The 12,652-nt window shown below is 72.6% G+C and carries 13 protein-coding genes; 5 read left to right on the forward strand and 8 right to left on the reverse strand.

Annotated features, from left to right (window positions below):
* Nucleotides 1-131: 131 nt before the first annotated feature.
* Nucleotides 132-557 carry a DUF350 domain-containing protein gene (locus tag O7597_RS02820; protein ID WP_269737586.1) on the reverse strand — a complete coding sequence of 142 codons (426 nt, stop codon included), beginning with the start codon at nt 555-557 and terminating at the stop codon, nt 132-134.
* 95 nt (nt 558-652) lie between these two features.
* Nucleotides 653-2,002 carry a type I glutamate--ammonia ligase gene (glnA, locus tag O7597_RS02825; protein WP_164449286.1) on the reverse strand — a complete coding sequence of 450 codons (1,350 nt, stop codon included), beginning with the start codon at nt 2,000-2,002 and terminating at the stop codon, nt 653-655.
* A gap of 204 nt (nt 2,003-2,206) precedes the next feature.
* On the opposite strand from glnA, the gene O7597_RS02830 reads away from it, so the two are divergent.
* The 3 genes from O7597_RS02830 to O7597_RS02840 all read left to right on the forward strand — a co-directional run bounded on the left by O7597_RS02830 (nt 2,207) and on the right by O7597_RS02840 (nt 5,583).
* Complete coding sequence (locus O7597_RS02830) at nt 2,207-3,967, forward strand: NAD+ synthase (protein ID WP_281581933.1); 1,761 nt, start codon at nt 2,207-2,209, stop codon at nt 3,965-3,967.
* Nucleotides 3,968-4,105: 138 nt separating this feature from the next.
* Complete coding sequence (gene panB, locus O7597_RS02835; RefSeq protein ID WP_269738672.1) at nt 4,106-4,951, forward strand: 3-methyl-2-oxobutanoate hydroxymethyltransferase; 846 nt, start codon at nt 4,106-4,108, stop codon at nt 4,949-4,951.
* Between the two features lie 122 nt (nt 4,952-5,073).
* Nucleotides 5,074-5,583, forward strand: coding sequence for a hypothetical protein (locus O7597_RS02840; protein WP_269737588.1), 510 nt, complete (start codon nt 5,074-5,076; stop codon nt 5,581-5,583).
* A gap of 110 nt (nt 5,584-5,693) precedes the next feature.
* Here the strand turns inward: O7597_RS02840 and O7597_RS02845 are convergent, their stop codons facing one another.
* The 6 genes from O7597_RS02845 to O7597_RS02870 form a co-directional block, all read right to left on the reverse strand.
* Nucleotides 5,694-6,515: a hypothetical protein gene (locus O7597_RS02845; RefSeq protein ID WP_269737589.1), complete on the reverse strand. Its 822-nt coding sequence runs from the start codon at nt 6,513-6,515 to the stop codon at nt 5,694-5,696.
* Nucleotides 6,512-7,087, reverse strand: a complete 576-nt coding sequence (locus tag O7597_RS02850; RefSeq protein WP_269737590.1) for a sigma-70 family RNA polymerase sigma factor — start codon at nt 7,085-7,087, stop codon at nt 6,512-6,514. Before O7597_RS02850 ends, O7597_RS02845 begins: the two co-directional genes overlap by 4 nt.
* A 54-nt stretch (nt 7,088-7,141) precedes the next feature.
* The gene (gene npdG, locus O7597_RS02855; protein ID WP_269737591.1) at nt 7,142-7,840 is read right to left on the reverse strand and encodes an NADPH-dependent F420 reductase; all 699 of its coding nucleotides are present in this window, start codon (nt 7,838-7,840) and stop codon (nt 7,142-7,144) included.
* Nucleotides 7,841-7,968: 128 nt separating this feature from the next.
* Nucleotides 7,969-9,396: an RNB domain-containing ribonuclease gene (locus tag O7597_RS02860; protein ID WP_281581934.1), complete on the reverse strand. Its 1,428-nt coding sequence runs from the start codon at nt 9,394-9,396 to the stop codon at nt 7,969-7,971.
* Between the two features lie 142 nt (nt 9,397-9,538).
* A complete protein-coding gene (locus O7597_RS02865) occupies nt 9,539-10,540 on the reverse strand; it encodes a histone H1-like repetitive region-containing protein (RefSeq protein ID WP_348650785.1) in 1,002 nt (333 codons plus the stop codon).
* A 63-nt stretch (nt 10,541-10,603) separates the two neighbouring features.
* Nucleotides 10,604-10,735 carry a hypothetical protein gene (locus O7597_RS02870; RefSeq protein WP_269737594.1) on the reverse strand — a complete coding sequence of 44 codons (132 nt, stop codon included), beginning with the start codon at nt 10,733-10,735 and terminating at the stop codon, nt 10,604-10,606.
* A gap of 402 nt (nt 10,736-11,137) precedes the next feature.
* On the opposite strand from O7597_RS02870, the gene O7597_RS02875 reads away from it, so the two are divergent.
* Together O7597_RS02875 and O7597_RS02880 are read left to right on the forward strand one after the other, a co-directional pair.
* Entirely contained in the window at nt 11,138-11,647 is a 510-nt protein-coding gene (locus O7597_RS02875; protein WP_281581936.1) for an NUDIX domain-containing protein, read from the forward strand.
* Nucleotides 11,628-12,434, forward strand: a complete 807-nt coding sequence (locus O7597_RS02880; protein ID WP_281581937.1) for a nucleotidyltransferase domain-containing protein — start codon at nt 11,628-11,630, stop codon at nt 12,432-12,434. The genes O7597_RS02875 and O7597_RS02880 overlap by 20 nt, the downstream gene beginning before the upstream one ends.
* The last annotated feature ends 218 nt before the right edge of the window (nt 12,435-12,652 follow it).

Here is a 12,652-nt window from a genome sequence, read left to right on the forward strand (position 1 = left end):
ACCGCCACGACCGGCCCACCCCCACGCGGCAAGTCGCGGTATCCGGGAGCCCGGGAAGGCCCGACTTGCCGCATCCGGCGACCGCCGGCGGCGCGGGCCCGGGAACCGGGTCGTGGGCGGACCGGGTGCGGTCAGGCGATGCAGGCGCAGACGATGAGCGCGGCGCCGAAGTGGCTGGCGGCGCTCACCCGGGCCACCGGGTGCGGCTCGTCGGCGCAGATGACCTCGCCGAGCTTGCCCGGCGTGATCAGGTCCAGCACGAAGAAGGCGAGCGCCATGATGCCGAGACCGATCAGCCCGAAGATCACCGTCGAGGCCAGTCCCTTGGCGAAGTCGCTGTAGCTGGTCAGGATCGCGGTGAAGACGATGCCGGCGACGCCGAGCTGATTCGCGGCGAGCAGCAGGCCGGCGTTGGCGTTGCGGTTTACCCAGATCAGGTCCCGCAGTTTGCCCGGGGTGAGCAGGTCGACCAGGACGAAGCCGGCGGCCATCAGGCCCACTCCGACGACCCCGAACACCACACTCTGCCAGGCTCCGCTGAGCAGATCCTCCAGCACCGACTGCCTCCCGACGGTCTCCGGCCGGCGGGTGCCGGCACGGTGATCGAGACGATAGCGGCACCGGGCAACGCTCGGCAGCCCGGCAGCGGCGGCTACAGCGACAGGTAGTGCTGGCGCTCGTAGGGGGTGACCTCGCGGCGGTACTGCTCCCACTCGGCCCGCTTGTTACGCAGGAAGAAGTCGAAGACGTGCTCGCCGAGCACCTCGGCGACCAGTTCCGAACCCGCCATCACGTCGATCGCCTCGGACAGGTTCTCCGGCAGCGGTTCGTACCCCATCGCCCGCCGCTCGGCGCTGGTCAGCGCCCACACGTCGTCCTCCGCGCCCGGCGGCAGCTCGTACCCCTCCTCGATGCCCTTCATCCCGGCGCCGAGCAGCACCGCGAAGGCGAGGTACGGGTTGGCGGCCGAGTCGGGCGAACGGATCTCCACCCGGGCCGAGTTCGGCTTGCCGTACGCCGGCACCCGGACCAGCGCGGAACGGTTCAGGTGCCCCCAGCAGACGTACGCGGGGCTCTCGGTGACCCGGTCCGGCAGCGCCTGCGGGAACAGGCGCTTGTACGAGTTGACCCACTGGTTGGTCACCGCGGTGTACTCCCGGGCGTGGGCCAGCAGCCCGGCGATGAACGCCCGCGCCACCTTGGACAGCTTCATCGGGTCGCTGGCGTCGTGGAACGCGTTGCGCTCGCCCTCGAACAGCGACAGGTGGGTGTGCATCCCACTGCCCGGCTGGTCGGTGAAGGGCTTGGGCATGAAGGTGGCCTGCACGCCGGTGGAGAGCGCCACCTCCTTGACCACGTGCCGGAACGTCATGATGTTGTCGGCGGTGGTGAGCGCGTCGGCGTAGCGCAGGTCGATCTCCTGCTGGCCGGGGGCGACCTCGTGGTGGCTGAACTCCACCGAGATGCCGATCCGCTCCAGCGACAGCACCGCCTGACGGCGGAAGTCCCGGGCCACGGCGTGGGTGGTGTGCTCGAAGTAGCCGCCGGTGTCCACCGGCACCGGCACCGAGCCGTCCATCGGCCCGTTCTCCAGCAGGAAGAACTCGATCTCGGGGTGGGTGTAGAAGGTGAAGCCCTTCTCCGCCGCCCGGGACAGCGCCCGACGCAGCACGTGACGGGGGTCGGCCCAGGACGGGCCGCCGTCGGGCAGCAGGATGTCGCAGAACATCCGGGCGCTCTCGCCGCTGACCCCACCCTCGAACGGGAAGACCTGGAAGGTGGTCGGATCGGGCATGGCGACCATGTCCGACTCGAAGACCCGGGCGAACCCTTCGATCGCCGAGCCGTCGAAGCCGATGCCCTCCTCGAAGGCGGCCTCCAGCTCGGCGGGGGCGACCGACACGCTCTTGAGCGTGCCGAGCACGTCGGTGAACCACAGCCGGACGAAACGGATGTCCCGCTCTTCCAGCGTACGGAGGACGAACTCCTGCTGACGGTCCACTTCCCCAACCTTCCGCGACACGCTATGTCCGCCTTCGGTCGGACTCTGCCCGACCTGACCGACCAGTCTCCACCGACCCGATTACGCAGACGTTAACCGAACCTCGGCCGTTGCGTCCCGTCCCGTCCCGACCGTCGGTCCCGACCCGGTCGGACTGCGCCACGCCGACGTGTCGAGCCCGTACCACTGGGGCAAGATGAGGACATGCCCACCCTGCGTCTCGCGCTGTGCCAGGTCAACCCCAGTGTCGGTGACCTCACCGGCAACGCCGGTCTCGTCCGCGCCTGGACCCGCCGGGCCGCCGACTCCGGCGCCCAGCTCGTCCTGTTCCCCGAGATGATGCTGACCGGCTACCCGGTGGAGGATCTGGTCTTCCGGCGGTCCTTCGTGGCCGCATCCCAGGCGGCGCTCGGCCGGCTCGCCGCCGATCTGGCCGCCGACGGCCTCGGTGACCTGCCGGTCGTGGTGGGCTATCTGGACGCCGACGGGCCGCCGCAGGTCAGCGCGGACGCCGAGCCGGGCCGCGGAGCGCGCAACGCCGCCGCGCTGCTGCACCGCGGCGAGGTGGTCGCCACCTACTTCAAGCACCACCTGCCCAACTACGGCGTCTTCGACGAGGACCGCTACTTCGTGCCCGGCGACATGCTCACCGTGGTCCGGCTGGGTGGGGTGGACGTGGCACTGACCATCTGCGAGGACCTGTGGCAGGCCGGGGGGCCGTTCGCCGCCGCCCGGCGGGCCGGGGTCGGGCTGGTGGTCAACATCAACGGCTCGCCGTACGAGCTGAACAAGGACGACCTGCGAATGCCGCTGGTCCGCCGGCGGGCCGCCGAGGCCGGCGCCGCCGTCGCCTACGTCAACATGATCGGCGGTCAGGACGAGCTGGTCTTCGAGGGCGACTCGATGATCGTCGCGCCGGACGGGACGGTGCTGACCCGGGCGCCGCAGTTCGTCACCCACCTGCTCGTGCACGACGTCGACCTACCCGCCGCCACCGATGCCGGTGCCGACGGCGACCAGGTGGCCGACGGGCTGCGGGTGGTGCGGCGTACGGTCGAGGCGATCCCGCCCTCGCCCAGCGGGCCGGCGGCGACCGGCGGCCTCATCGAGCCGGTGGCCGACGAGGCCGAGGTGTGGCAGGCGCTGGTGCTCGGCCTGCGGGACTACGTCGAGAAGAACCGCTTCCCCTCGGTGGTGCTCGGGCTCTCCGGCGGCATCGACTCGGCGGTGGTGGCGGCCATCGCGGTGGACGCCCTCGGCGGCGACCGGGTGGTCGGGGTCTCCCTGCCCAGCCAGCACTCCTCGGAGCACAGCCGCTCCGACGCGGCCGACCTGGCCAAACGGACCGGCCTGGACTACCGGGTGGAGCCGATCCAGCCGATGGTGGACACCTTCCTGGCGAACATGTCGCTGTCCGGGGTCGCGGTGGAGAACCTCCAGGCCCGGGTACGCGGCGTCATCCTGATGGCGTTGTCGAACCAGGAGGGGCACCTGGTGCTGACCACCGGCAACAAGAGCGAGCTGGCGGTCGGCTACTCGACCCTGTACGGCGACTCGGTCGGCGGCTTCAACCCGATCAAGGACGTGTGGAAGACGCTGGTCTGGCGGCTGGCCAAGTGGCGCAACACCGAGGCCACCCGGCTGGGCGTGACCCCACCGATCCCGGAGAACTCGATCGGCAAGCCACCGAGCGCCGAGCTGAGCCCGGGGCAGCTCGACAGCGACTCGCTGCCCGACTACGACGTGCTCGACCCGATCCTGATCGGCTACATCGACGGTGACCTGGGCCGGGAAGGGCTGATCGCCGACGGTCACGACCCGGCCGTGGTGGACAAGGTGCTGCGGTTGGTGGATACCGCCGAGTACAAGCGCCGCCAGTCCGCGCCGGGTACGAAGATCTCCATGAAGGCGTTCGGCCGGGACCGGCGGCTCCCGATCACCAACCGGTGGCGCGAGAACGGCTGACCGGGCCGCACGAGCGGCTGGCTCGTGACGTCGGGCCGGAGTGACATCCTCCACTGCGCCCTGCCGCCGACCGCCCGCACGGTGGGACGATCGCGGCAGAACCCGGGGACCGCGCACGCGGCCTCGAGGAAGGAGAACATCGTGGAATCCACTCCGGCCGAGGTGACCGCCCTCTACGGCGGTCCGGCCACCCGCCGGGTCCGTACCCGTGACCTGCTCGCCGCCAAGGAGCGCGGCGAGAAATGGTCGATGCTCACCTCGTACGACCAGTACACGGCCTCGATCTTCGACGCCGCCGGGATCCCGGTGCTGCTGGTCGGCGACTCGGCGGCGAACAACGTGTACGGCTACGAGACGACCCTGCCGGTGACCGCCGAGGAGCTGCTGCCACTGGTACGCGCGGTCGTCCGGGCCACCCGGCAGACCCTGGTCGTCGGTGACCTGCCGTTCGGCTCGTACGAGGAGGGGCCGACCCAGGCGCTGCGGACCGCCGTCCGGTTCATGAAGGAGGGCGGCTGTCACGCGGTGAAGCTGGAGGGCGGCCAGCGCTGCGCCGCGCAGATCGAGGCGATCGTCGGTGCCGGCATCCCGGTGATGGCGCACATCGGCTTCACCCCGCAACGGGAGCACACCATCGGCGGATACCGGGTGCAGGGCCGTGGCGAGACCGCCGACGAGGTGCTGGCCGACGCGCGGGCGGTCGCCGCGGCGGGCGCCTTCGCGGTGGTGCTCGAAATGGTGCCCGGTGACGTCGCCAAGCGGGTCACCGCCGAACTGCCGATCCCCACGGTGGGCATCGGCGCCGGCCCGGACACCGACGCCCAGGTGCTGGTCTGGCAGGACATGGCGGGCCTGCGCACCGGCAAGGCGCCACGCTTCGTGAAGCGCTACGCCGCCCTGGCCGACGCGCTCGACGAGGCCACCCGCCGTTTCGCCGACGAGGTCCGCTCCGGCCAGTTCCCCGCCGCCGAACACACCTTCTGACCGCACCTCGCGCCCGCCGCCGCGAGCGCGGCGGCGGGCACCGGTCGCGGGTGGACGCGAGCTGCGACGATGTGGCGGACAGGGCGAGCGGGATTTCCCGAAAGCCGCTACGGTTCTCGCTCGTGAACCGGATTCGTGCTTCTTTCTCTGTCCTGGCCTGCGCCTCGCTGCTGGCGCTGGCCGCCTGTAGTGGCGAGGAGGCGGCTCCGACGGCCGCATCACCGTCGGCCACCCTGCCATCCGCCACCGCCACCACCGCCTCGCCGACCCCGGCAGCGCCCACCGCCGACGCCGCGGACGTGGTGAGCGACAAGCAGCTCTGCCAGTCGGCGAAGCAGGCCAGCGACAAGATGCGGGAGGACCTCATCGCCGCCGTGAGTTCCGGCAGCGAGCCGTCACCGGCACTGTTCCAGAAGATCCTGTCCGGGTTGCAGAACGAGATGACGCGGGTGGCCGCCACCGGCGCCACCGACAGCAAGGTGGTTGCCGCGTTGGAGGAGTTCGGCGCGGAGGCCGGCGACGCCGCCAACGCCACCGACCCGGCGACGGCCGCCGACAACCCCGCCTTCGAGAAGGCCGGCGCTTCCCTCAGCAAGGCCTGCAAGTCCGCCGGCGTCACCGTCACCTTCTGACCGCCTGCCGCCCGACCCGAGCATCCGGATCCGTGGCAGCCGCGGTAGCGGACACGCCGACCGGCTGACGCTTCAACTGCCACGGATCCGGCTGCTCGTCGGCGGCGTCGTCACCGTTGGCGCCACGGCTCCGCAGGCTGGCAGGCAGGGCCGGGGTCGCCGTAGACGACCACGCCGGCCGGGTCCACGTAACAGCGACCGAGCTGGTCGAACGGTGTGAACAACGGCCGCCGATCTATCTCGACGCCGGCCCGGTCGGAAGCGACGAGGGCGGCTCCGCCGTCCTCGCTGATGCCCTCACCGACGAGGCCGAACGCACCGTTCGCGATCCGGGCCGGCGTGATCGTGCCGTCGGCCTGTTGCAGGACCAGCCGGTGCACGCGGTCGCTCACCCGCCCGATGGCCACCACCTCACCGCCGTCGGGGTCGGTCGAGGTGAGCAGGAGCCGCTGGACCGGGCCGGGCAGCCACGCCTCCCGCCAGGTCGGATCGTCCACGGAGGTCGCCGTGCCACCGGACCACGACTGGTGGGGCGGACCCCAGAGGTCACACGCGACGTAGTGGCCATCGGCGAGGAACATCAACGCCGCGTGGTCGCCGTGTTCCACGGCGACGGCCAGGTCGGCGACGGTCGCCGAGGCTCGGGCCCGCTCGTCGCCAAGGGCCAGGCACCGCTCGGCGGACTGCCGCAACGTCGGTGACAGTTCGTCCGGCCCGAAGGCGAGGACCACGGCGCCTCGTTCCGGGTGCGGCCAGGTGACCACCCCGACAGTGGCGATCATCGCCGTCGCGATGAGCGCGACGGCGACGCGGCGACGTCGCAGCGCAGGGCCCGGCACCGTCCGAGCCTCCGTCAGGAGTCGCGCCCGTATCTCGGCCGCCCGCCTGGCGGGCAGGTCACGCTCGGCGGGCGGATCCAGTAGCTCGGTCATCGGTCCTCCGCATCGTCGACAAGGTGACTGGCCAACCGGGCGCGGGCCCGGCTGACCCGGGAGCGAACGGAACTCTCGCTGATGTCCAGCGCGGCCGCCGCGTCGGCGTAGGACACGCCGGCCCACAGGCACAGCGCGACCGCCTCCCGCTCGGCACGGGGCAGCCGGCGAACCGCCGCAAGAATCACCCGCATCCGCCGCTCGTCGTCGACCCGCCCGACCGCGTCCTCGGCGACGTCGCGTTCCGTGGCGCGCTCAAGCGGTATCCGCCGCAGCAACGCACGCCAACGCCGCGCCGAGCGGGCCTCACCGCGCGCGGTGTTGGTGGTGATGACGAGCAGCCAGGGCAGTATCGAGCCGTCGACCAGACGGGCGTCGTCGCGACGGCGCCAAGCGACCAGGAAGGCCGACTGGGTGACATCCTCGGCCAGTGACCAGGAGCCGGTGAGCCGGAACGCGTGGTTGTAGACGGTCCGCGCGTACCGGTCGAACAGCAGCGCGAACCGCACCTCGTCGCCGGCCACCGTCGCCGCCCACAGTTCCTGGTCGGTCGGCTCTATCCGGATCGTCACACCACACTATGGCCGGCAGAGCCGGCGGCGTTGCGTCGGCGACGACGAGAGGGATCAGAGGTCGGTGACCCGGACGCCCGCGTGCGCCTTGTAGCGCTTGTTGATGGCGATCAGGTTGGCGGTGAACGCCTCGACCTGGTGCGCGTTGCGCAGCCGCCCGGCGTAGATGCCCCGCATGCCGGGAATGTGGGCGGCGAGCGCGCCGACGATGCCGACCAGTTCCCGCTCCTCGGTGCAGATCAGCACGTCCAGCTCGATGCGGTCGATCTCGGGGTCGGCCAGCAGCGGGGCGCTGACGTGGTTGAAGGCGGCGCAGACCCGGGAGTCGGGCAGCAGCGCGGCGGCCTGCTGAACGGCGCTGCCCTCGGGCACCGGCAGCGCGTACGGGCCCTGCTTGTCGAAGCCGAGCGGGTTGACGCAGTCCACGACGATCTTGCCGGCGAGCGGTTCGGCCAGCGCGCCGACGGTGGCGGCGTGCCCGTCCCAGGGCACCGCGATGATCACCACGTCACTGCGCCGGGCCACCTCGTCGTTGTCGGCACCGGTGACACCGCCGCCGGTCGGCACGCCGGGCAGCGCGGCGATCTCGGCGGCCGACTCCGCCGCCCGCTGCGCGGAACGGGAACCGATCAGCACCGTCAGGCCCGCCCGGGCGAACCGGTAGGCGAGCCCACGGCCCTGGTCGCCGGTGCCACCGATGATGCCGATGGTGAGCCCGGAAACGTCGGGCAGGGTGCTCGGGTCGTATGCCATGGTCGTCATCCTCGCAAATCAGCCCGGGCGGCAGCACCGAGCAGGGCTGTGAGAATGCCCGCTGCGGGGGTCGCCATCCATCGCACCGGCCAGTGGGAAACGGGACGCCGACCCCGCCATGCTCACAGTCAGGCGAGTTCGAAGGCGACCGAGCGGGTGGCCGGATCGGCGGCGACCAGCCGGACCCGGACCCGGGTGCCCAGTGGCAGCGCACCGAGGCAGCGGGCGCGTACCGGCGGGTCGTCCAGGGCCACCGTGCCGCCGGGCGGGCGAGTGCGGGTCTTGCCGTTCGACGGCGCGTCGACGTCGAGCACTGCGGCGTCGAAGGTCTCGCCGACCCGGTGGGCCAGCAGCACCGCCTCGGCCAGGTCGATCGCGCCCCGGCTCGCCGCGGACGCGGCGCGGTCCGTGGCCGCCATCACCGCCGGCAGCCGGGGCAGCGCCGCGCGGGCCCAGTCGGGCACCGCACGGCCGTCGTGCAACGCCAGGCAGACCTCCGTGGCGTACCGGTCGGCGAGTCGTCGCAGCGGCGCCGTGACATGGGCGTACGCGGCCGCGACCCCGCCGTGCGCCGGTTGCTCCGGCGGTTCGCCGTCGAACGAGGTGTACGCGGCCGACCGCATCAACTCCGCCGCCTGGTCGATGAACGCGGCGGCCCGGGGCTGGCCCGGGTCCAACCGGAGCAGCAGTTCACCCACGCCCACGCCGTCCGGCCAGTGCACGCCCAGCGGGGCGGCGGCGGCCCGCAGTCGCTGCACCGCCTCCGGCTTCGGCGCGGGCATCGTCCGCAGCAGGCCGATCCCACCGGCCAGCATCAGGTCGGCGGCGACCATCCCGGTGAGCAGGGAGATCTGCGCGTTGTGCTCCTCCATCGGCACCGGTGCCCGCAGGACCAGCCGCCAACCGTCACCGTCGGCTTCCACGTCCTGTTCGGGTATCGGCAGGTTGACCGCGCCCCGGCGCAACCCTCGGGCGGTGAGCAGCGCACCGATCTCGGGCAGCAGGGCGATCGGCTCGGGCAGCCGGCCCGCGTCGGCGTCGGCCTGCACCTGCGGGTAGGCCAGTTGGGCCCGGCTGCGGACCAGGGCACGCTGCACCACCACCGCGTCGGTGCCACCGTCGGCGTCCAGGTCGATGGTCCACAGCACGGCCGCCCGGTCGACGTCCGGCAGCAGGCTCGCCGCGCCTTCGCCGAGGTTGCGCGGGTGCAGCGGCACGTTGCCGTCCGGCAGGTAGACCGTCTGCCCTCGGCGCCAGGTCTCCTCCTCCAGCGCACCGCCCGCGCGTACGTGGGCGGCGACGTCGGCTATCGCGTACCGCACCCGGTAGCCGCCGGCGCGACGGCTGAGGTGCATCGCCTGGTCCAGGTCGCGCGAGCCGGGCGGGTCGACCGTGACCAGTGGGATGTCCGTGCGGTCGACGGCCGGCCCGGGCGGTGCCGCGGCTGCCTCGTCGGCCTCCCGCTGCGCCGCCTCCGGGTAGGTCTCGGGCAGACCCAGTTCTCGGCGCAGCGCCCCGAAGTCGATGCGTGGTGCCAGCACACGTCGGATGACCATGCGCCCATCCTGACAGCGCCGAACGCACCTCGCCCTCCACCGAGCGACGGGTCGTCGGCGTACGCCGGGTCAGCCGGCCGTCCTGCGCGCGGTGCCGGACGTCGCGGCCGGCGTTGCGGGCGGCGGCCGTCGACGCGGGTGCTTACCGCGCCGCCGTCCTCGACGCGGGAGCCTTCTTCGCGGCCGTCTTCCTCGCGGCCGTCTTCTTCGCAGGAGCCTTCTTCGCCGCCGTCCTCGACGCGGAAGCCTTCTTCGCGGCCGTCTTCTTCGCGGGGGCCCTCTTCGCCGTCGTCTTCGACGCGGGAGCCTTCTTCGCCGTCGCCTTCGACGCGGGAGCCTTCTTCGCGGCCGTCTTCTTCGCGGGGGCCCGCGACGTGGCCGTCTTCTTCGCCGCCGTCGCCCGGCTCGCCACCGTCGTACTCTTCCGGGCGGGCGCCTTCTTGGCCGCCACCGTCTTCGCGGGGGCCTTCTTCGCCGCCGCCTTCCGCGCCGTGGTCGACGTTCCCGTACGCGCCGCCGCCTTCACCGCCGACGTCGCGGTCTTCGCGGGTGCCTTCCGCGCGGCCGACGTGCTCCGGGTACCCGTCGTCTTCTTCGCGGGAGCGGTCTTGCGGGCCGGGGCCGCCTTTCTCGCGGACGCCGCCTTCTTCGCGGGCGCCTTCGCCGCCGTGCCCCGCGCGGACGCCGCCTTCTTCGCCGGGGCCGTCTTGCGGGCCGGGGTCGCCTTCTTCGCGGGCGCCTTCGCCGCCGTACCCCCCGACGCCTTCTTCGCGGTGGCCCGCTGCGCCGTGGTCGTGGTCTTGCGTGGACCGGTCCGCGCCGACGCCGAGGTGGTCCGCGCGGCGGGCGCCTTCGTCGGCGCGGTCTTGGCCGACACCGTCTTCTTCGCGGGTGCCGTCTTCCTGGCCGCGGCGGTCTTCCGCGCCAGGGTGGCCGCCCTGGTCTCGGGGGTCGCGCGCTTCGCCGCCGACCCGGCGCCGCCGGTCGCCTTACGAGCGGCCGGCGCGGTCCCGGACGCGCGGCGGGTGGACGGGGTACGGGCGACGCCGGCGGTGCGTTCCGTCGCGGCGGTCTTCCTCGCGGGCGTACGCTTCGCGGCCGGGCGGGTGGCCTGTTGCGCTTCGGCCATCTCGGTTCCCTTCATGGGGACGTGCCGCCGCCCTCGCGACGCACGCAGTGCCTCGGCGCGGGAGGCGTCCCGCGCCGTCTACCTGTCCTCCCCGGTCCAGCGAGCGTCCTCGGCCTCCCACGCCTCGTTGCGGTCCCGCACCTGTTGCAGGGCGTTCTCCGCGTCGGCAGCCGAGTCGTACGGGCCGAGAACGTGCCGCGCCGGGCACATGTCGGCACCGGACTCGACCCGGTGGTGTCGGGTACACCAGTAATAACGTCCACGTCCGCTGTCGCTCATGGCCCTCACTGTGCACCGGGTGACGACCGACCGCCACCGGAACACGGCAAGTCACCAGCCTCTTCCACAGTAGACGTGTTCCCTGGCCTGCGGACCTGAACTGCGAAAATGCTCGTTCCGACCGCCGCCGCCCTATCGCCGAACCCCGTCGGCGTGCGCCGTTGCGTGGTGGACCGCGGCAACCGAGTCGCTCGCCGCCGCCGCACACCACCTGCCACACCTTCGGCAACTCTCCGTACGCGAGAAAGCGTCGCTGTTCGCCACCCACCCGCCAGATCAGTCTGTCCTGACCCGGCGCGGGGAGCGGGCACCTCGGCGGGCTAAGGTCACCGGATGGGCGTACCGGACTACATCCTGCGGATGCGCAAGCACGTCGGCCACGACCTGCTGTGGCTACCCAGCGTGAGCGCGATCGTCCGCAACGACGCGGGCGAGCTACTGCTCGCCCAACGGGCCGACGACGGACGCTGGTCGGTGGTCAGCGGCTTCGTCGAGCCGGGTGAACAGCCGGCCACCGCCGTCGTGCGTGAGGTGCTGGAGGAGACCGGTCTGGCGGTCGAACCGCTGCGGCTCAGCAGCGCCGTGTCGCACCCGCACACCTACCCGAACGGCGACCATTGCGAGTACCTCAACCTCGGTTTCCACTGCCGGCTGCTGGGCGGCGAGGCACGGGTCAACGACGACGAGTCGTTGGACGTCCGGTGGTTCCCGCCGGGACGGCTGCCGGACCTCGACGAGCACGCCCGGCTGGTCATCCGGCACGCTCTCGGCGGGGAGAGCTCGGCGTTCTTCCTGCCCGCCGGCACCCAGTGGGGCGAGCCCGGTGAGCTGGAGTACACCTGAACCACTACGGCGGTACCTGAGCGACCTGGTCACGGTCGCCGGCGAGGTGCTCGGTGCCGAGCTGTGCGGTGCGTACGCGGCGGGTTCGGTCGGGCTGGCCGCGTACCAACCTGGACGCAGCGACGTGGACGTGGCGCTGGTCTGCGCCGGCCCGCTGGACCACGGTGTCGCCGAGGAGTTGGTGACTCGGCTGCGGCACGAGGCCCTGCCCTGCCCGGCGCGCGGCCTGGAGCTGGTCGTGTACCGACAGGCGGTGGCCCGCTCCGGCAGCCCCGAGCCGGGTTTCGAGGTCGAGCTGAACACCGGCGCCCGGATGGACTTCCGGGTGTCGTACGGCCCGGCGCAGCGCCCGAGCGCGGACGGCCTGTTCTGGTACGGCCTGGACCGCAGCATCCTGCACCAGAGCGGACAGGTCCTGCTCGGTCCGCCCGCCGCCGACGCCTTCGCCGACCTGGCCCCCGACGACCTGCGCCGACTGGTCCTGGACGCGCTGCGCTGGTGGTTGGCGCGACCGGTGCCCGCGGGAGAGGTGCCGGCCTCCGGAGCGGAGGACGCGGTGCTCGGCGCCTGCCGTTCCTGGGTACGCCTGCGCACCGGGGTGTGGCTGCCGAAGGTGGCCGCCGGCCGGCGACTGTTGGACGAGGCCGGACCGCTCGTCGACGCCGACACCGCCGACCTGGTCCGGCGGTCGGTGGCCGCCCGCGACGGCGGTGTGCCACCGACCGGGGCGGCCGCCCGCGCCTTCCAGCGACGCGTGCTCGCCGACCTCGCGGCCGCACCGACCTGATCTCGTTGGACGTGCCGCCCGGCCGTCCGGGTGGGCCGGCGACGCACCGCCCAGGTAGCAGACGGGTCCGGTGACCTGGCATCAGCCGCTGCGGCGGTTGTGGGCCGCCCCCGTGGTCACCCACCGTGGTCCGCTCAGCCTGTTCACGCTGCACAAGATGCGAATAGGAGGTCGCATGTGCGAGTCTCATCCGAGTTTTCCTCACCCGGCACGATCCG

The organism is Verrucosispora sp. WMMC514 (genome assembly GCF_027497295.1).
GTDB lineage: Bacteria > Actinomycetota > Actinomycetes > Mycobacteriales > Micromonosporaceae > Micromonospora > Micromonospora palythoicola.

Bases quoted from the DNA above. Each gene is read 5' to 3' on its own strand.
- O7597_RS02875 (WP_281581936.1), top strand. From the start codon at position 11,138: ATGGGCGTACCGGACTACATCCTGCGGATGCGCAAGCACGTCGGCCAC.
- O7597_RS02845 (WP_269737589.1), bottom strand. From the start codon at position 6,515: ATGACCGAGCTACTGGATCCGCCCGCCGAGCGTGACCTGCCCGCCAGG.
- npdG (WP_269737591.1), bottom strand. From the start codon at position 7,840: ATGGCATACGACCCGAGCACCCTGCCCGACGTTTCCGGGCTCACCATC.
- O7597_RS02830 (WP_281581933.1), top strand. From the start codon at position 2,207: ATGCCCACCCTGCGTCTCGCGCTGTGCCAGGTCAACCCCAGTGTCGGT.
- O7597_RS02860 (WP_281581934.1), bottom strand. From the start codon at position 9,396: ATGGTCATCCGACGTGTGCTGGCACCACGCATCGACTTCGGGGCGCTG.
- O7597_RS02865 (WP_348650785.1), bottom strand. From the start codon at position 10,540: ATGAAGGGAACCGAGATGGCCGAAGCGCAACAGGCCACCCGCCCGGCC.
- O7597_RS02870 (WP_269737594.1), bottom strand. From the start codon at position 10,735: ATGTGCCCGGCGCGGCACGTTCTCGGCCCGTACGACTCGGCTGCCGAC.